Source organism: Neobacillus drentensis (genome assembly GCF_036965425.1).
Classification (GTDB): domain Bacteria; phylum Bacillota; class Bacilli; order Bacillales; family Cytobacillaceae; genus Neobacillus; species Neobacillus drentensis_F.
In genome coordinates this window covers 269-17,619 of the sequence record NZ_JBALPP010000061.1, presented here as the reverse complement: position 1 = coordinate 17,619, position 17,351 = coordinate 269, and the positions used below count along the sequence as shown (strand labels likewise).

Below are 17,351 nucleotides of genomic sequence, written 5' to 3'. Positions count from 1 at the left end.
CAGCTCAAATGGAAATGGGGCACCGTTATATTAGTGTGATGATGAGCTTTTTTGGGGTTCCAACCCTTGAGGGGCTATTTGTCGAAGGCCATAATGCAATGCCTGATAAAGCCCAAGAAATCAAAGAAAATGCAATAGCACGTGCAAAAGATTTTGCACATACCTTTTGAAAAGAGGCAGATTTTCTGCTTTTCAGATTGTCGAGAAAGGGAATTTTCTCGGCAATTTTTTAATTTAGTTTGAATCTAAAATTACAGATGTTTAACTAATTGTTTGTCTCTGTTATCTGGCCTGTTGAAAGACCTAAACTTAAAAATATTTGTGAATTAACGTGGTAACAAAATGAGGCAGATTATCTGCCTCTTAATTTTTTTGTCAAATTTCATTACCAACTTTTTCTACTTATTTTTTGTATAATAGAAATAGAACGTGAAGAAGGAGATGGACGAGAAAATGGAATTGAACTTAAATGGTAAAACAGCGCTAATCGCTGCATCAAGTCAGGGGTTAGGGTTTGCAATTGCGGAGCGGCTTGTAAGAGAAGGCGCCAATGTGATGATTTCGGGCCGGGAAGATGAAAAACTAAAACAAAAAGCATATGAACTAGAATCTATTGGAACTGGAAAAGTCGCCTATCAAAAAGCTGATATAACTAAACCTGCTGACCTTAAGCAGCTTGTATCAGTAACCGCAGAAATCTTCGGCGGAATAAATATACTTGTAAATAATGCTGGCGGACCTCCAGCTGGTTCTTTTGAGGAATTAACCGATGAAGCATGGCAAGCAGCATTTGAATTAAATCTGTTATCCTATGTGAGATTGATCCGCGAAGTTTTACCATATTTAAAACAACAGGGAGGGAAAATCCTTAATATTGCTTCCTCTTCGATAAAGGAACCAATACCAGGATTAATACTTTCAAATACTTTTAGGACTGGGATTATTGGACTTTCAAAAACGCTTGCATCTGAGCTTGCTCCCTATGACATTCTTATTAACACCATTGCGCCCGGCCGAATTGCGACTGACCGTGTAAAGCACCTGGACCAAGTAAACGCAGACAAACTGGGATTGGACCGGGAAACCGTTGAATTACAGGTTAAAGCGGGAATTCCTTTGAAAAGATATGGAACACCTGAAGAATTTGCCAATGTGGCTGCCTTCCTGCTGTCAGACGCAAATTCCTATATGACAGGGAGTTCATTTCTTGTCGATGGCGGCATGATAAAAGCAATTTAACAAAAGAAGACTAGTTTCCTTAATTAACCTTTCTTTACGTTTATTACCACTTATTTTTGGTTATGGTAAAAATATAAAGGAGTGTTACAGATGCGCAGGAATTCTCGAGGGTTAATCGTTTTGGTTATAGGAATTTTTTGTTCATTTCTACTAAGCGGTTGTGGAATTTTATTTTCTAATGAACTAATCGTCAATCGTTATGCGGATGCGCTGCTGACGAAAAATAATGAACTACAATTTCGTTTCAGGATTAACAATGAAATCCTTGAAGCTCACCAATTATATAAGGTAAAAGTAACCATTCACGATGACAAATTAGCTGCTGCAATCGGAAAAAGGGAAATCATCTATGGTGAAGACCAAGTACTAAATGGAGAATATTTAGAAGTAAAAGGAAAAAGTGAAAAATATATTTTTATGGATCCCATACCATTACAACAGGATTTACATATTGAAGAACTTAAAAATATGATTGAACAAAATAACGCCGTTTCAATTGAGGTATTCAACGATAAGGAAGTATTTGGTAGAGTTTACTTGACAAATTTTTCATCAGAATTGTAAAAGAATTATGAGTTTTTTTCAATTTATTGGACATCATTAGTATGTGCATAAATTTGGAGATGGAGCACAAAGGACCGGAACGACTGAGACGTTTCGGCCTTTTTTTGTAAATTCCCCCAAAAATAATAGGATAGTGCTAAAATAAAGGAAAATAAAAATGAGAGGAACGATCAGTTTGCTTACTCCAGAAAATACGGTTATTGGTTTTATTGGAACAGGTGTCATGGGTAAAAGCATGGCTGGACATTTATTAAAGGCTGGATACCCTTTATTGGTATTTTCCAGGACCAAAGAAAAGGCAGCAGAATTATTAGAGAATGGAGCTGTATGGTCTGATTCACCAAAGGAAATGGCGGAAAAGGCATCAGTAATTTTTACGATGGTAGGTTACCCAAAAGATGTAGAAGAAATATATCTTGGTGAAGATGGATTAATTAGACATGGCCAGCCCGGAAGCTATTTCATTGATATGACCACCTCTGCACCGTCTCTTTCAGTAAAAATCTATGAAGAGGCTCAAAAACGTGAAATTTATGTTATCGATGCACCAGTCTCAGGCGGTGATATAGGGGCCAGGGAAGCCAAGCTTTCAATCATGGCTGGTGGTGAGGAGGAGGCTTTTGAAGCGGTGCGGCCTTTGCTTGAGTATCTTGGGACTAATATTGTCTATCAAGGGAACCCAGGATCTGGTCAGCATACAAAAATGTGTAATCAAATCGCCATCGCTTCTAATATGATGGGAGTATGTGAAGCCATCATTTATGCAGAAAAAGCTGGTTTAGATCCTGAAAGGGTGTTACAAAGCATTACCACCGGGGCAGCTGGCAGTTGGTCGTTAAGTAATCTTGCTCCAAGAATGTTACAAGGGAATTTTGAGCCAGGCTTTTACATAAAGCATTTTATTAAAGATATGAAAATTGCCTTAGATGAAGCAGAGCTAATGGGAACGGAGTTTCCGGGATTGTCTTTAGCCAAATCACTTTATGATCTTTTGGCAGAAAAAGGTGAAGGAAATAGCGGAACTCAGGCGCTATATAAATATTGGAACAACTAATCGAATAATTTCCTCTCTTCATCAGAAACTAAAATAGAAAAACGATGGGAGGAATTTTTGATGGCGAAACGAACAAAAAAGAATGATGCAAAGCAAAAGAACAAGAAGGGGTTTGATTCTTCAAAGTTAAATGAAGAATTTGCTCATGAAATCGGTTCTGCAGCTACAAATAAAATCCATAAAGATAAGGCTAAAAAAGAAAAAGCACCTAAAAACAACGGAAAATATCAAGGTCAATAGAAAACAAACCCCTCACCTTAAACTTGGTGAGGGGTTTGTTTATTTTAATAAATATTCTTCAATACGGTCAAGTCCAAGTTCCAATGTTTCTATTGAACAAGCAAATGATAAACGGAAATAACCTTCTCCATATTCAGAAAAAGCACTGCCGGGAACAACGGCAACTTTTGTTTTTTGAACAAGATCCAAAGCGAAATCAAAGCTATTCAATGGAATGTTGTCTGGTATTTTGACAAAGAAATAGAATGCGCCATCAGGCTTCACAGCTTCAAGCCCCATTATGGTCAATCGCTCATAAACATAGTCCCTGCGTCGTTCATATTCTTTTTTCATAGTTAGAGCATCATCAATTCCCACTGTTAAGGCTTCAAGAGCCGCTTTTTGGGCAATTGAGTTTGCACAGGAAACATTATATTGATGAACCTTTAGAATATGCTTGGTAATGGATTCAGGTGCAAATAAAAAACCAATTCTCCACCCTGTCATCGAGTGAGATTTTGATAATCCATTAATAACAACTGTTTTTTCCTTTAGAAAGCTCGCAATTGATTTATGGCTCCGGTCAAAAGTAAGTTCACTGTATATTTCATCGGCAAGAACAAAAATTTCTTTATCACTTAAAAAGTCGGCAATTTCCTTTAACTCCATTTCTGAAAGACTTACGCCAGTAGGGTTTGACGGGTATGGAAGGACAATGCAGCGAGTTTTTTCAGTTATAAAGGGTTTAATCATCTCTAGGGTAAACCGAAATTGGTTTTCCCTAATGTCTACATGGACAGGAACTGCCCCCATCATCCGAATAATGGGTTCATAACCAGGATAAATTGGGCCAGGTAAAATAACTTCAGTGCCCTCAGTGAGAATGGATCTAAAAGTGATGTCAATTGCTTCACTGGCCCCCATGGTAACGATTACCTCTGAATCAGGTTTGTAATGTAAACCATATTTATTTTCGACAAAATCACTGGCTGCCTTCCTTAATTCAATCGTTCCTGCATTATGAGTATAGGAGGTAAAATCCTCTACAATTGCATTTATTCCTGCTTGTTTCACATGCTCGGGGGTGGGAAAATCAGGCTGGCCTATGGTAAAAGAAATTAGGTCATCTATATGGGATACCATATTAAAGAATTTTCTAATTCCCGAAATCTCGATCTCTTTTACTCGTTGATTAATCAAATGCTCCACTTATGTTCGTCCTTCCACAATTAAGAATATCTTTCACCTAATTTTTTGAATATCGGTTTTTGATAGGTTCGTTGGTTTTTTCGCTGATTTGAGGGAGGAGGTCCTTCCTCGGAAATTCCTGTATATGACTGCAATATTGCTTTTGCAGCATTAAGTGAAAGTACTGCCTTTGGGTTACGAATATGATTATCTAACTTACCCAAGTGAGGAAGTTGATGAAAGTCCAATTTAGTAGGAGGAATATGGAAGGTATATCTGCCGCATTCCACAAGGACGTCGGATTGCTGTTGACTATTTCTTGGGTTTTCAGAAAAATGGAGACCAACTTTTTTGGCTTTTCCTTCATCAATTAATTTTTTTAACGATTCTTGTTTTAATTTATATAAAAATTTGGGGTTAGTCGCTGTCTTTGCATGGCGATTCACAATAAAGACTGCTTGAGCGAGGTTATCGATGGTTAGATTTCCATTTCTTTGGGGATATTTCTGATCGGGATTCAAAATATGTTCTCCTTTCTATCTTTTCGAACATTTCCATTATACCTTTTATTAATCGAAATTAAAATATGGCGCTGGATTCTATTATAAATTGATATGAGATGATTTTCGTTTTTGGCTATACTATATATGATTTGAAAAATTTTAGTAAAATAATCATTATTTTCAATAAATTGTTTTCTTTCAGTTATTTCATTGTAAAATAGAAATAAGAGATTGTAAAAACATTATTTTGAAAATCGCTTTTTTAAATAAAAAAACCTTATCTAAAAAATTGGATAAGGTTTTTTTATGTTGTTTCAGGTCTTAGTGTATAGACTGTTAGCTCTGGCTTTGCCATAAACCGAAAAGGCAAACGGGTTGTTCCGATTCCTCTATTAACATATAGGGTTAATGGATTTTGATCACCAATTGAATAAAGACCTTCTGGATAATTCTTGGCAAATGGAGGAATGACAAGCGCTCCAATAAAAGGTATTTTAACTTGTCCACCATGGCTATGACCGCTTATTTGCCATTCAATTGGATATCTTGATGCGTCATCAGCAAGGTCAGGTGCATGGGATAATAAAATTTTAAAATGGTCTTGCGGTACATTTTTTAAGGCCAAGGGTAAATCCGGTTTTCCTAACATTGCGTCATCAATTCCTAATAAATGAATTCTGCTTTCATCTTTTAACTTGATTGGGGCCGATTCATTTAATAGAACAGTGAAATTGGTTGCTTCCATAATATTTCGGTAAATATCAGAACCATAGCCTCCATGATCATGGTTGCCGAAAATACAGAATTTACCTAGAGGAGGGCGTAATAATTCCAATAAGGGAATCAGTTTATTAATTTCTGAATATTTATTTGGTTCATCCATCAAATCGCCAGTAAAAAAAATGATGTCTGGCTTTAGATCATTGATCTTGTCGACTAGTTTGGAAAATTGGGTAAGGTTATAATGAAAACCTAGATGGGTGTCAGAGAACTGGATGATTTTTATTCCGTTAAAACTTTTGGGTATTAACGGGTGTTTTATTTCAAGATTTTGAATATCGAGTAATGAGGGCTCAATACGATTGGCATAAAAGTAGCCCCCCGAACTTAATCCGAGAACGGTTAGAAAAGAACCAAATGTTCGCTTCAGAAATGTTCTCCTTTTTAGTTTTTTAGGCATTTTTTCTACCAACCTATCTTTTTAATTACTTTCCAAATGTATTTTCGATAAAAATTGATTTTTTTGCAAGTAAAATGAAATGGATATTATTAATTTTTATTCGAAAAAGAGAACAAAAATTCATTAAAAAAGCAGCCTCACAGGGCTGCCTTTGTTAACGATAGCTCACTGCACGATTCTGCAGTGCTTTCCAGGAAGCGATAAATTGTTGTTTGTCTACTCTAACTTGTTTCCTGCCTGAAAGTGGGTCATTTAAATAAACATGATTGGAGTCGAATCCAACTAGTACGACGGCGTGTAAATCCAATGGAGTTTTTATATATTGTTTTCCGTGATACCAGGATTCCCAGCGGTCAGGCAGGCGATAATCACCAGTTGTCCAGACAACAACAGGATACCCTTTTGAAACGTGCTCTAATACACGATCAAATGGCTGATTGGTCAAATTGACAGCTCTTCCTGGTAGCTTTTGGTTAATCAATGCCATCATCGGTTTATCAAAAACAGCATACCCAGCTCGTCTTCCTGTCATATCCCCAACGAATCCATCTGCAGGATTGCCCCATCGTAAAATATCTCCCTTTGGAGATTTGATGAGCGGATCAGGATCCTTTTGAATCAGCCTGTACAAATCCATTTTGCTGGTTTTGACACCTGCATAATTCAACATCATGGCAAGGCTGGTCACTTCACAACCATAACGCAGCTCCGGGTTTTGTCTAATTAGAATTACATTAAGCATAGCAGAATTTTTATGGGCAGTTGTACTAACATGGCTGCCTTGGCTGGTTATTTTTTTATCGTAAATCACCTGATCAGTTAGATCGTTTATGGTGTAGTTAGTGTTTTTAGGCGTTTCTTCTACTCGGTATGTTGAAGCGGGCTTGTTTTGAATAAGTTTTGAACTGGCATCTGAATCATCGTTAAAGTGGCTGCATCCAAACATGGGAAGGATCGAGGCTAATAAGCAAAGTTTTCTCAAAAACTTTTCCCCCTTTGAATTTAGCTTAACTATATTGTTTGATTGTTTCTTAGGAGCTATAATGGTATCCTTTTGGTAATGAACGAACGGGCTGGGGCAAGTAAACGTATGGTATTATGTGTAAATCTTTTTTTGGAGGTACTTCGATGGATGCCTTGGAAATTCTATCGGATCTTGAACATGTTTTTCCTTATTTCCAACCTATTTTTAGTGCGGACGAACAACAGGTGATTGCCTATAAAGTATTGGGAAGGTATAAGACCGGGGATAATATCATAAGCTTAGGGCCTTTTTTTCAAGATGATCAAATTCCTGATGAGTATAAATTTGAGGTTGATTTGCTGTTAGTTAGGAAAGCCCTTGAAAATGCCATAAAGCTTGAAGACGATATTAGTATATTTTTGAATCGCAATGCCGAGTTATTAATGTATGGGCATGGAGAGCCATTTTTGCAGGAGCTTTTAGAATTTGAAAAAAAAGGGTTTAATTTAAGCAGGATTGTCCTTGAAATTTCGGACAGGAAATATCTTGGGGATCTCGATCAATTTGATCACCTGCTTCAATATTATCGGACATATGGGATCAAAATTGCTGTTTCTAGCATAGATAGTGAAAGTTATCATTTTGAGCGAATTGGTCAACTTGAGCCGGATATTTTAAAAATAAATTTAGAACCTCTTAAATCTACGGCAACTGGAATGAACTTCCATGATGTTTTGTTTACCCTGTCCCTTTTAGCAAGAAAAATTGGGGCAACCCTTTTGTTTGAAAATATTGAAATGAGTTATCAGCTGCAGTTTGCCTGGAAGAACGGAGGACGCTATTATCAAGGATTTTATTTATATCCCCCTGCAGCAGAATTTATTCAGAGAGATTTATTAAAACCCCGATTAAAAGAAAAGTTTCACGATTTTATTTCTTATGAAAAAAGAAAATTAGAGGGTGTTTATTTAGCTTCAGAATATTTCCATTCAATGGTTCAAGAAATTGTTATGAAAAACAAAAAGGCAGGGTTTAAAGAGCTTTTTCAAACATTAGTGAAAGAACTAGATCATATTGCTTTTCGTATGTATATTTGTGATGAAGATGGGTTTCAAAAATCGGCAAACATTTTTAAAGAAAAAAATGGCTGGAATGTTCAAGCTGAATACAAGAATAAAAACTGGAGCTGGCGGCCATATTTTCTAGAAAATATTATCAAGATGAGAAACGAAAGGAAAGGGATTTTATCCGATTTATATCGTGATATTGAAACAGGGGAGAATATTAGAACCTTCTCCTATCCGATGAACGGAGATGATTATTTGTTTATCGACATTTCATACCAATACTTATTTGAACACGAGCAATTACTTTAGATAGGTTCAGAATAGGCATTTTAAAAAAAATAGTCAATTTTTTCATTTTTGCTTGGACAAATAGTATCAGTTATTTTATTCTTTTAATATTGGCATTAAAAAATGGATTTTTTTTAAGTAAATAATCCATAAGGATAGAAACAGGCCAATTGTGAAATATAAAAGTAGAAGTTTGTTTGTGTTTGAAAGGAGATTAAACGAATGTCACAGCTTCAAGGTATATTAACCAGATTAAAAAATCTTCAGGAACAAGCTAACAGCGGTGAGCCAGCTCAACGTTATTTCGAAGTTAATGGAGAAAGAAAGTGTCAAGTTACTTTTCATCCGAAGACGGTAACGTATGAATTAGAAGTTTATAATGAAAAGGAAAAACCTAAACGATATCAATTTGATAATATTGATATGATCACAATTGAAATTTTTGATTTAATTCAGTAGGAACCAATTGGTTCCTTTCTTTTCCTAATGAATCGGTATTTTAATTCACACAGACCTCCGAAAACTATGATAAAATAAGTCTGTAGAAAAACATACATTGAGGAGTTTTCGGCGATGATTAGTCTTCCCAGTGGGGAATTTTTAGAATTAACCATTAAAGAGTTAATGATCCCATCCGAACGGGTGGCACATGTGCAAATTGGCAACAATCTCGAGCATGCCTTATTAGTGTTAACAAAAAGCGGCTATACCGCTATTCCTGTTCTAGACCCACATTATAAGCTCCATGGGCTGATTAGCACCCCAATTATCATGGACTCTATCCTCGGTCTAGAAAGAATAGAATTTGAAACCCTTGAAAAAAAACGTGTAGAAGAAGTTATGAAAAAGCTGATTCCACGGGTTAAAATTTCGGCCTCACTTAGTGTATGTTTGGACATATTGGTCAATCATCCTTTTTTATGTGTTGAGACGGACGATGGCTTTTTTGAAGGGATATTGCCAAGAAGCACAGTATTAAATCAATTAAATAAACAGGTAAAACGCTTAAAAAAAATTGATAAATGATTGCACCTGGCTCCCTAAATGGGGGCATATTTTTTTTGGATATTTTTGAAGGTGGTGAAGACATGTCCTCATTATCGGAATATCAATTATTATCAGTTTTAGCTCAGGAAATGAATATGCGGAAAGCATCGGAACGGTTGTTTGTATCACAGCCTGCCCTTTCGCAGCGCTTACAGACAATCGAAAAAGAATGGGGAACAAAATTATTTATTCGTTCGCAAAAAGGCCTTGCCCTTACTCCTGCTGGAGAACATGTTATTGAATTTGTTAATGACGTTCTTAATAAGCAAGAAAAGGTTCGCGAGACGATTTATTCGCTGCAATCTGGGGTGTCAGGTACCTTAAAAATAGCTGTAGCTTCTATCGTGGGTCAAAACTGGCTTCCACAAGTATTAAAGAAATTTATTGACAAGTACCCACAAGCGAAGATATCACTTATTACTGGCTGGAGCAGTGAAATTCTAAAATGTTTATATGATGATCAGGTGCATATTGGAATTATCCGCGGCACCCCTGATTGGAAGGGGGTTAAGGTCCATCTCTTCGATGATCCACTTTATTTGGTTGACCGAGAAATTATTAGACCGGAACAAGTTTTAGAAGTTGACCGGCCGTTTATCCAATTTAAGAGTGATTCGAATTATTATCAAGAAATTCAGGATTGGTGGATGCGGAACTTTAAAACCTCACCAAAAAGGACAGTACTTGTTGACCAAATTGAGACTTGTAAACAAATGGCCTTTAATGGTATTGGTTATGCTATATTGCCTGGAATTACGTTATCTAAAGCAGAACGGGATATTTTTAAAATACCCCTTTTAGATGAGAATAATGAACCGCTAAAGCGGGATACCTGGCTATTAGGGTATGAGTCCTCCTTCCAATTAAAACAGGTTCAGGCGTTTGTCGAACTCATTAAAGAACATATTTCTGAATCTTAGGAAGTATTACGCTGTTTTGCTTGTTTTAAGTTACTTTGTTTGGTAAATTATTTTTTAGTACAGACAATTAGGGGGTAAACAGTTTATGAAAATGATGGATGCACATGAAATTATTTCTTTTATTCAAAATAGTAAAAAATCTACTCCGGTTAAGGTTTATTTAAAGGGAGAATTAGAGGGAATCAATTTTGGGGCAAGTGCCAAGGCATTTGTTAATGGAAATACAGGTGTTGTTTTCGGGGAATGGGCTGAAATTAGTGAAGCGCTTGAGGTAAACAAAGGAAAAATTGAAGATTATGTAGTTGAGAATGACCGACGCAATTCCGCTATTCCATTATTAGATACCAAGCATATTAATGCTCGTATTGAACCGGGAGTTACCATCCGTGATCAAGTGGAAATTGGCGATAATGCCGTTATTATGATGGGCGCCGTCATAAATATTGGTGCAGTAATTGGCGAAAAGACAATGATTGATATGGGAGTTGTCCTTGGTGGAAGAGCAACAGTAGGGAAAAACTGTCACATCGGCGCAGGCACTGTTTTAGCAGGCGTTATTGAACCGCCATCCGCAAAACCAGTAGTCGTTGAAGATGATGTTCTAATTGGTGCGAACGCGGTTGTTTTAGAAGGAGTAACAATCGGAAAAGGTTCAGTCGTCGCTGCAGGAGCAGTTGTTACTCAGGATGTAGCACCATATACGGTCGTAGCCGGCATGCCAGCACGTAAAATTAAAGATATTGATGAAAAGACAAAGTCAAAAACTGAGATCATGCAAGAGTTGCGTCAACTATAAGAAATGTAAAAGCGTGGAGCCTTTTCCACGCTTCTTTTATAGAAAGGAGAGTCTTTAGATGGACTCATTAATCAAAATTCGCCGCGATCTTCATCAAATTCCTGAACTGGGTTTTCAAGAGTTTAAGACGCAGGCCTATTTATTGGCTTATTTAGAGGGGCTGACTCAAGAGCGTCTGTCCATTAAAAAATGGAAAACAGGTTTATTTGTCAAAGTTCATGGATTAATGCCTGAAAAAACTATTGGCTACAGAACGGATATTGATGGCTTACCGATTGCTGAACAAACTGGTTACCCTTTTTCTTCTACCCATGAGGAAAGAATGCATGCGTGCGGCCATGATTTCCATATGACCATTGCTCTAGGTGTGCTTACTTATTTTGTCGAAAATCCAATCAATGATGATTTATTATTCATTTTCCAGCCTGCTGAAGAAGGGCCAGGCGGAGCTGAGCCAATGTTGAAATCAGCAGAAATGCAGGCATGGATGCCGGACTTAATCTTTGCCCTTCATATTGCACCAGAGTATCCAGTTGGCGCCATCGCAGTAAAAGAGGGCTTATTATTTGCCAATACCTCGGAATTGTTCATTGATTTGAAAGGGAAGGGTGGACACGCCGCAAGACCGCACGAAACAAATGATATGGTTATTGCTGCCTGCGCTCTAGTTGCTCAGTTGCAAACCATCATTTCCAGAAACGTTGACCCTTTAGACAGTGCAGTTATAACGATTGGTAAAATTACCGGGGGTACCGTGCAAAATATTATTGCTGAAAATGCAAGGCTTGAAGGGACTATCCGCACATTGTCGCCGGAATCAATGGAGAAGGTAAAGCACCGCATTGAGGCATTGGTGAGAGGTATTGAAGCAGGCTACGAATGTGAAGCTGTGATTGATTACGGTTCAATGTACCATCAAGTTTATAATACAGAAACCATAACTAGGGAATTTATCAATTATATTCAACAAGAAACAGATGTTCAGCTAATTGAGTGCAAGGAAGCAATGACAGGTGAGGATTTTGGGTATATGCTCAAGGAAATCCCCGGATTGATGTTTTGGCTCGGTGTCGATTCACCATTTGGTCTACATCATGCCAAACTAAATCCAGATGAAGAGGCTATTGACGTTGCCGTTAAGGTAATGACAAGCTTTTTAACGTATAAAGGTAATAATATGTAAGCTGTTTTGATAATGCTTATTATTTTATTCCTAAGGATAATCATGGTAAAATTATAGAGAACAAAAGGAATATTGTTACATATTGTCGTTTATTCTAGACATTTTAGGGAGAAACTTATTAAGGGGAAAATTAGGTTATAATTGATAATTAGTATTTATTTAAATTAATTATAATTTAATATTGACTCAAAACTAGATTTGTCCTATAATGAAAACTGTCAGAAGGATAGCAAATTGAGAATTGCTATTACTAATTATTGATTATTTTGGAGGGATTCAAATGCCAGAACGTATGGTAGGTAAGCAAGCTCCACGCTTTGAAATGGATGCAGTTATGCCAAACAAAGAATTTAAAAAAGTAAGCCTTGAAGAAAATATGAAAAACGATAAATGGACTGTATTATTCTTCTACCCAATGGACTTCACGTTTGTATGTCCAACTGAAATTACAGCTCTATCTGACCGTTACGATGAGTTTGAAGACCTTGATGCAGAGGTTATCGGTGTTTCAACTGACACAATTCATACTCACTTAGCATGGATCAAAACAGATCGTAAAGAAAATGGCCTTGGCGATTTGAAATATCCATTAGCGGCTGACACAAATCATGTTGTTTCCCGTGATTATGGAGTTTTAATTGAAGAAGAAGGTATTGCACTTCGTGGACTATTCATCATCAGCCCTGAAGGGGAATTAATGTACTCTGTTGTTAACCACAACAACATCGGCCGTGATGTAGATGAAACTTTACGTGTTCTTCAAGCATTGCAAACTGGCGGACTTTGCCCAGCTAACTGGAAGCCTGGACAAGCTACACTTAATGTATAATTATTAATCAAACAAGATAGACCTAACTCTTTAAAAGCGTTAGGTCTTTTTAATAGGAGGAAAATCGATGAAATTACGTGAACCAATGCCAGAATTAGCAGGTGCAACAGAATGGTTAAACGGTGAAGTAACTAGAGATGAATTAATTGGTGAAAAACCAACTTTGATTCATTTTTGGTCAATCAGCTGTCATTTATGTAAAGAGGCAATGCCTCAAGTTAACCAATTTCGAGATGATTTTAAAGACAAATTAAACGTGGTTGCAGTTCATATGCCAAGATCGGAAAACGATCTAAATTTAGAAGAAATCAAGCAAGTGGCATCAGAGCATGGGATTAACCAGCCTATTTTTGTTGACAGTGATCATAAACTAACAGAAGCATTTGAAAATCAGTATGTACCAGCTTACTATGTTTTTGACCGTGAAGGAAAGCTTCGTCATTTCCAAGCAGGCGGCAGTGGTATGAAAATGCTAGAAAAGCGCGTAAACCGTGTTTTGGATGAATTGGAAAAAACGGAATAAATAATAAAAACTGTTCGTCTCTCTAGGCGAGCAGTTTTTTATTGCTTCTTTGTAACCTTGTAATCATTTTATCGTCCGTAATTATAAAGAGAGAAAAAGGGGTGTCATGGATTGAAAAAGATAAAAAAAGTGTTCCCTATTTTTTTCATTGTTTTAATGCTTGGTATTACAGGGTGTAGTTCAAGTAGTAATGAGGGCGCGAAAATGAGCAAGGACAATACAGCTAAAATGGATTCTGCGCAGTCAAGTAATGGGGAGAAGTCCTCGATATACTCTGGTGAGACAGATAATTCTAGTGCTCCAAAGGAGAAATCAATACTCGAAGTTCCTAACAAGATGGTTATCTATCAAGCTGATTTGCAGCTCAGGGTCAAAAAATTTGAACAAACGGTCAAAAATCTTGAAGAAAAGGCAGAAACATATGGCGGCTATATTGCTTCATCTAATGTAACTAAAGAAGGGAAAGAGCAGGTCAGCGGCAGTATTACCATCCGAATACCGCAAAAGAATTTTCAGGCTTTTTTACATGATGCAGAGGGGCAGGCTGCCGAAGTTCTGCAACGGAATATAACGGGGCAGGATGTAACAGAGGAATATGTCGATCTTGAATCCAGATTAAAATCTAAACGGGTCGTAGAAGAGCGATTATTATCATTTATGAAAACTGCAACAAAAACGGAGGATCTATTAAAAATCTCCGCCGATTTAGCCGCCGTACAGGAAGAAATAGAAACAATCGAGGGGAAAATAAAATTTTTAGAAAATCAAACTTCGTTTTCAACCGTAACGATCACTCTATATGAAAATAAGGTTATTGTTCCCGATATTGAGAGAGACAAACTTAATACATGGGAAAAGACGAAAAAGCAATTTATGAAAAGTACAAACATGTTATTAAGCTTGGTGTCCAGTTTAGTTGTCTTTATAATCGGTAACCTTCCGATTCTGGTGATATTAGCTATTATCGGTTTTGCAGTTTTTCTATTTTATCGAAAGAGGAAAAATAGAAAAGGTGTTTAAGCGGTATTTCATACTATAATTAAAATGATCATCAATGCTAAAATGGGAGCATAGTAGAAAATGTATTTGTTGGGGGAGTTTTTGTGAAGAAAAGCTTTGCGGTCATTGGATTGGGCCGTTTCGGGGGCAGTATTTGCCGTACACTGACAGATGAAGGAATGGAAGTTTTAGCAATTGATGTTAATGAAGAGCGTGTTAATGAATATTCCATGATTGCCTCCCATGCAGTTGTGGGAGATTCAACAGACGAAAACGTCTTGAAGAGTTTAGGTATTCGCAATTTTGATCATGTGATTGTAGCGATTGGCGATGATATTCAATCGAGTATTTTAACAACGCTAATTTTAAAGGAATTAGGAGTCGGGCAAATTACCTCCAAAGCACAAAATGATTACCATGAAAAGGTCCTGCGAAAGATTGGGGCGGATCATGTTGTGCATCCTGAAAGAGATATGGGAAAAAGGATTGCTATTAATATGTCATCCAGCAATGTGGTTGATTATCTCCAGCTCTCAGAAGACCATAGTATCGTTGAAATAGTGGCAAATGGAAAACTTGGCGGCAATACAATTATGGATTTGGATGTTCGTAAAAAATATGGTTTAAATATCGTGGCGATAAAAAGAGGTGAAGATATCATTGTTTCTCCACAGGCGAAAGAAACGATTCATAATAGAGATGTATTAATAGTAATTGGAAACACTAACGACATCAGCAGGTTTGAAAAAAAGGTATTGGAATAAAGAAAAGCGGAAGCACCAACAGGTGCTTCCGCTTTGTTAATCTTAAACTTCCATAATGATAGGTAAAATCATTGGGCGACGTTTTGTTTTTTCATAAAGGAAAGGTGCTAACGTATCAGTAATTTCATTTTTAATTTCTGACCACTGGCTTGTCTTTCGCTCCATAACCTTATTTAAATGCTTTGTAATTAAATTCTGTGCATCATTGATTAAATCTCCAGATTCTCTCATATAAACAAAGCCGCGAGAAATCAGGTCTGGTCCAGAAGCAATTTTAAATTCTTTCATATTAATGCTGACAACCACAACAACTAAGCCTTCCTCAGAAAGAATTCGTCGGTCACGTAAGACGATATTTCCAATATCCCCGACACCACTGCCGTCAATGTAGACAGATCCTGATGGAATTTTTCCGGCTACCTGTGCTGAGTTTTCCGAAAGAGCTAGTACTTCGCCATTGTCCATAATAAAGCAATTTTCCTCATCAACACCGCAGTCCACTGCAAGTTTTGCGTGCATGCGCTGCATCCGGTATTCACCGTGAATTGGCATAAAGAATTTAGGTTTAATTAGCCGAAGCATCAATTTTTGTTCCTCTTGTCCGCCATGTCCAGAGGTATGAATATTACTTAGTTTTCCGTGAATGACGTCCGCACCGGCTCTATACAACATGTTAATTGTTCTGCTGACACTTATTGTGTTACCAGGAATAGGTGATGACGAAAAAACAACAGTATCTCCAGGTATTATTTGAATTTGTCTGTGTGTGCCATTTGCAATTCTTGATAGAGCTGCCATTGGTTCACCTTGGCTTCCAGTACAAAGAATAGTAACTTTGTCGGCAGGTAAGCGGTTAATTTGATTGGCTTCAATAAATGTTTCTTTTGGTGCATTAATATATCCTAATTCAAGGCCTATATTAATGGCTGCTTCCATGCTTCGACCAAATACAGCTACTTTTCTGTCATTTTCCACAGCTGCCTCTACAACTTGCTGCAGCCTATGAATATTCGAAGCAAACGTTGCAAAAATAATTCGGCCATCGACTTTTCGGAAAATATCGTGAATGCTTTCTCCTACCCTGCGCTCCGACATCGTAAAATCCGGAATTTCACTATTTGTACTGTCAGAAAGTAGACAAAGCACACCTTCTTTTCCAATTTCAGCCATTTTTGTTAAATTAGCAGGTTCGCCCACAGGAGTAAAATCAAATTTAAAGTCCCCCGTATGAACGATTTGGCCCGGAGGAGTTTTAACGACAATACCATAGGAGTCAGGAATGCTGTGAGTAGTTCGGAAAAATGTCACCGATGTTTTTCGGAACTTAATCACATCATCTTCTTTTATCTCGATTAATTTGGCATTCCTTAATAAACCATGCTCTTCCAATTTATTTTTTATTAAACCGAGTGCCAGCTTTCCTCCATAAATTGGGATATTGACTTCTCGTAATAAATAAGGAATACCGCCGATGTGGTCTTCGTGCCCGTGTGTAACGAATAACCCCTTAATTTTTTCTTCATTTTTAACTAAATAGGTATAATCAGGAATGACATAATCAATACCTAATAGTTCATCCTCAGGGAATTTGATTCCAGCATCAATTAAAATAATCTCATCCTGGAATTGAACTGCATATGTGTTTTTGCCAATTTCACCTAAACCTCCCAGGGCAAAAACAGCAGTTTGATCATTTTTAACAAATTTCATAAATTATATCTCCAATACTTTAAAGTCTTCATTTTGTTTTTCATATTCTAAATAGGCGCCTTTTACTTCTTGTACAAATTCAACATTATAGCCACGGTCGGCAATTTTTGTACGAACGTCACGTACGGATTCTCCCTCAATATAGAGAGTTTTTGTATTCTCTCTGACTGGGACTTCTTTAATGCTTTCCTGGTAGTAAACTTTAAATAGCATAACAAAATCGCTCCTCACTAAATCATAACTTTTTCTATTATATAAAACATTTTCATCTTTTTCATTTATTTTCTTAGAAAGCAATGGGCTAATGTGAAAAG

General features: G+C 37.0%; 20 protein-coding genes and 1 pseudogene. 15 read left to right on the top strand and 6 right to left on the bottom strand.

Annotated features, from left to right (window positions below):
• From V7161_RS16760 to V7161_RS16740, 5 genes and pseudogenes are all read left to right on the top strand, one after another.
• Window positions 1-170 (top strand): annotated as a pseudogene (locus V7161_RS16760) (FMN-dependent NADH-azoreductase); the annotation flags it as partial.
• Between the two features lie 283 nt (window positions 171-453).
• Window positions 454-1,239 (top strand): SDR family oxidoreductase, encoded by a 786-nt coding sequence (locus V7161_RS16755; RefSeq protein ID WP_335714100.1) that lies wholly within the window; start codon window positions 454-456, stop codon window positions 1,237-1,239.
• 90 nt (window positions 1,240-1,329) lie between these two features.
• On the top strand, window positions 1,330-1,803 hold the full coding sequence (locus V7161_RS16750) for a hypothetical protein (RefSeq protein ID WP_335714099.1): 474 nt from the start codon (window positions 1,330-1,332) through the stop codon (window positions 1,801-1,803).
• Window positions 1,804-1,960: 157 nt separating this feature from the next.
• The gene (locus V7161_RS16745; RefSeq protein ID WP_335714098.1) at window positions 1,961-2,857 is read left to right on the top strand and encodes an NAD(P)-dependent oxidoreductase; all 897 of its coding nucleotides are present in this window, start codon (window positions 1,961-1,963) and stop codon (window positions 2,855-2,857) included.
• A gap of 60 nt (window positions 2,858-2,917) precedes the next feature.
• Window positions 2,918-3,097, top strand: coding sequence for a hypothetical protein (locus V7161_RS16740; protein WP_335714102.1), 180 nt, complete (start codon window positions 2,918-2,920; stop codon window positions 3,095-3,097).
• A 39-nt stretch (window positions 3,098-3,136) separates the two neighbouring features.
• Here V7161_RS16740 and V7161_RS16735 read toward each other — a convergent pair whose 3' ends face one another.
• The 4 genes from V7161_RS16735 to V7161_RS16720 all read right to left on the bottom strand — a co-directional run bounded on the left by V7161_RS16735 (window position 3,137) and on the right by V7161_RS16720 (window position 6,929).
• A complete protein-coding gene (locus tag V7161_RS16735) occupies window positions 3,137-4,285 on the bottom strand; it encodes an aminotransferase A (RefSeq protein ID WP_335714097.1) in 1,149 nt (382 codons plus the stop codon).
• A gap of 20 nt (window positions 4,286-4,305) precedes the next feature.
• Window positions 4,306-4,785 (bottom strand): YkyB family protein, encoded by a 480-nt coding sequence (locus V7161_RS16730; protein ID WP_335714096.1) that lies wholly within the window; start codon window positions 4,783-4,785, stop codon window positions 4,306-4,308.
• Window positions 4,786-5,071: 286 nt separating this feature from the next.
• Window positions 5,072-5,947 carry a metallophosphoesterase gene (locus V7161_RS16725; RefSeq protein WP_335714095.1) on the bottom strand — a complete coding sequence of 292 codons (876 nt, stop codon included), beginning with the start codon at window positions 5,945-5,947 and terminating at the stop codon, window positions 5,072-5,074.
• A gap of 154 nt (window positions 5,948-6,101) precedes the next feature.
• On the bottom strand, window positions 6,102-6,929 hold the full coding sequence (locus V7161_RS16720) for a C39 family peptidase (RefSeq protein ID WP_335714094.1): 828 nt from the start codon (window positions 6,927-6,929) through the stop codon (window positions 6,102-6,104).
• A gap of 146 nt (window positions 6,930-7,075) precedes the next feature.
• Between V7161_RS16720 and V7161_RS16715 the strand changes: the two genes are divergently transcribed.
• The 10 genes from V7161_RS16715 to V7161_RS16670 all read left to right on the top strand — a co-directional run bounded on the left by V7161_RS16715 (window position 7,076) and on the right by V7161_RS16670 (window position 15,327).
• Complete coding sequence (locus V7161_RS16715; RefSeq protein ID WP_335714093.1) at window positions 7,076-8,287, top strand: EAL domain-containing protein; 1,212 nt, start codon at window positions 7,076-7,078, stop codon at window positions 8,285-8,287.
• Between the two features lie 201 nt (window positions 8,288-8,488).
• Window positions 8,489-8,725, top strand: coding sequence for a YkuJ family protein (locus V7161_RS16710; RefSeq protein ID WP_223595177.1), 237 nt, complete (start codon window positions 8,489-8,491; stop codon window positions 8,723-8,725).
• Between the two features lie 114 nt (window positions 8,726-8,839).
• A complete protein-coding gene (gene cbpB / locus V7161_RS16705) occupies window positions 8,840-9,292 on the top strand; it encodes a cyclic-di-AMP-binding protein CbpB (RefSeq protein WP_335714092.1) in 453 nt (150 codons plus the stop codon).
• Window positions 9,293-9,354: 62 nt separating this feature from the next.
• Entirely contained in the window at window positions 9,355-10,233 is an 879-nt protein-coding gene (locus V7161_RS16700) for a LysR family transcriptional regulator (RefSeq protein WP_335714101.1), read from the top strand.
• An 85-nt stretch (window positions 10,234-10,318) separates the two neighbouring features.
• The gene (gene dapD, locus V7161_RS16695; protein ID WP_335714091.1) at window positions 10,319-11,029 is read left to right on the top strand and encodes a 2,3,4,5-tetrahydropyridine-2,6-dicarboxylate N-acetyltransferase; all 711 of its coding nucleotides are present in this window, start codon (window positions 10,319-10,321) and stop codon (window positions 11,027-11,029) included.
• A 58-nt stretch (window positions 11,030-11,087) separates the two neighbouring features.
• On the top strand, window positions 11,088-12,212 hold the full coding sequence (locus V7161_RS16690) for an N-acetyldiaminopimelate deacetylase (protein WP_335714090.1): 1,125 nt from the start codon (window positions 11,088-11,090) through the stop codon (window positions 12,210-12,212).
• A gap of 280 nt (window positions 12,213-12,492) precedes the next feature.
• Window positions 12,493-13,041 carry a peroxiredoxin gene (locus tag V7161_RS16685; RefSeq protein WP_223595182.1) on the top strand — a complete coding sequence of 183 codons (549 nt, stop codon included), beginning with the start codon at window positions 12,493-12,495 and terminating at the stop codon, window positions 13,039-13,041.
• Between the two features lie 67 nt (window positions 13,042-13,108).
• Window positions 13,109-13,564 carry a TlpA family protein disulfide reductase gene (locus V7161_RS16680; RefSeq protein WP_223595183.1) on the top strand — a complete coding sequence of 152 codons (456 nt, stop codon included), beginning with the start codon at window positions 13,109-13,111 and terminating at the stop codon, window positions 13,562-13,564.
• Between the two features lie 111 nt (window positions 13,565-13,675).
• Window positions 13,676-14,584, top strand: a complete 909-nt coding sequence (locus V7161_RS16675) for a DUF4349 domain-containing protein (protein ID WP_335714089.1) — start codon at window positions 13,676-13,678, stop codon at window positions 14,582-14,584.
• 83 nt (window positions 14,585-14,667) lie between these two features.
• Window positions 14,668-15,327: a potassium channel family protein gene (locus V7161_RS16670; protein ID WP_335714088.1), complete on the top strand. Its 660-nt coding sequence runs from the start codon at window positions 14,668-14,670 to the stop codon at window positions 15,325-15,327.
• Window positions 15,328-15,369: 42 nt separating this feature from the next.
• Here V7161_RS16670 and rnjA read toward each other — a convergent pair whose 3' ends face one another.
• Together rnjA and V7161_RS16660 are read right to left on the bottom strand one after the other, a co-directional pair.
• On the bottom strand, window positions 15,370-17,037 hold the full coding sequence (gene rnjA, locus V7161_RS16665; protein WP_223595186.1) for a ribonuclease J1: 1,668 nt from the start codon (window positions 17,035-17,037) through the stop codon (window positions 15,370-15,372).
• Window positions 17,038-17,040: 3 nt separating this feature from the next.
• Window positions 17,041-17,250, bottom strand: a complete 210-nt coding sequence (locus tag V7161_RS16660; protein ID WP_223595187.1) for a DNA-dependent RNA polymerase subunit epsilon — start codon at window positions 17,248-17,250, stop codon at window positions 17,041-17,043.
• Window positions 17,251-17,351: the final 101 nt, after the last annotated feature.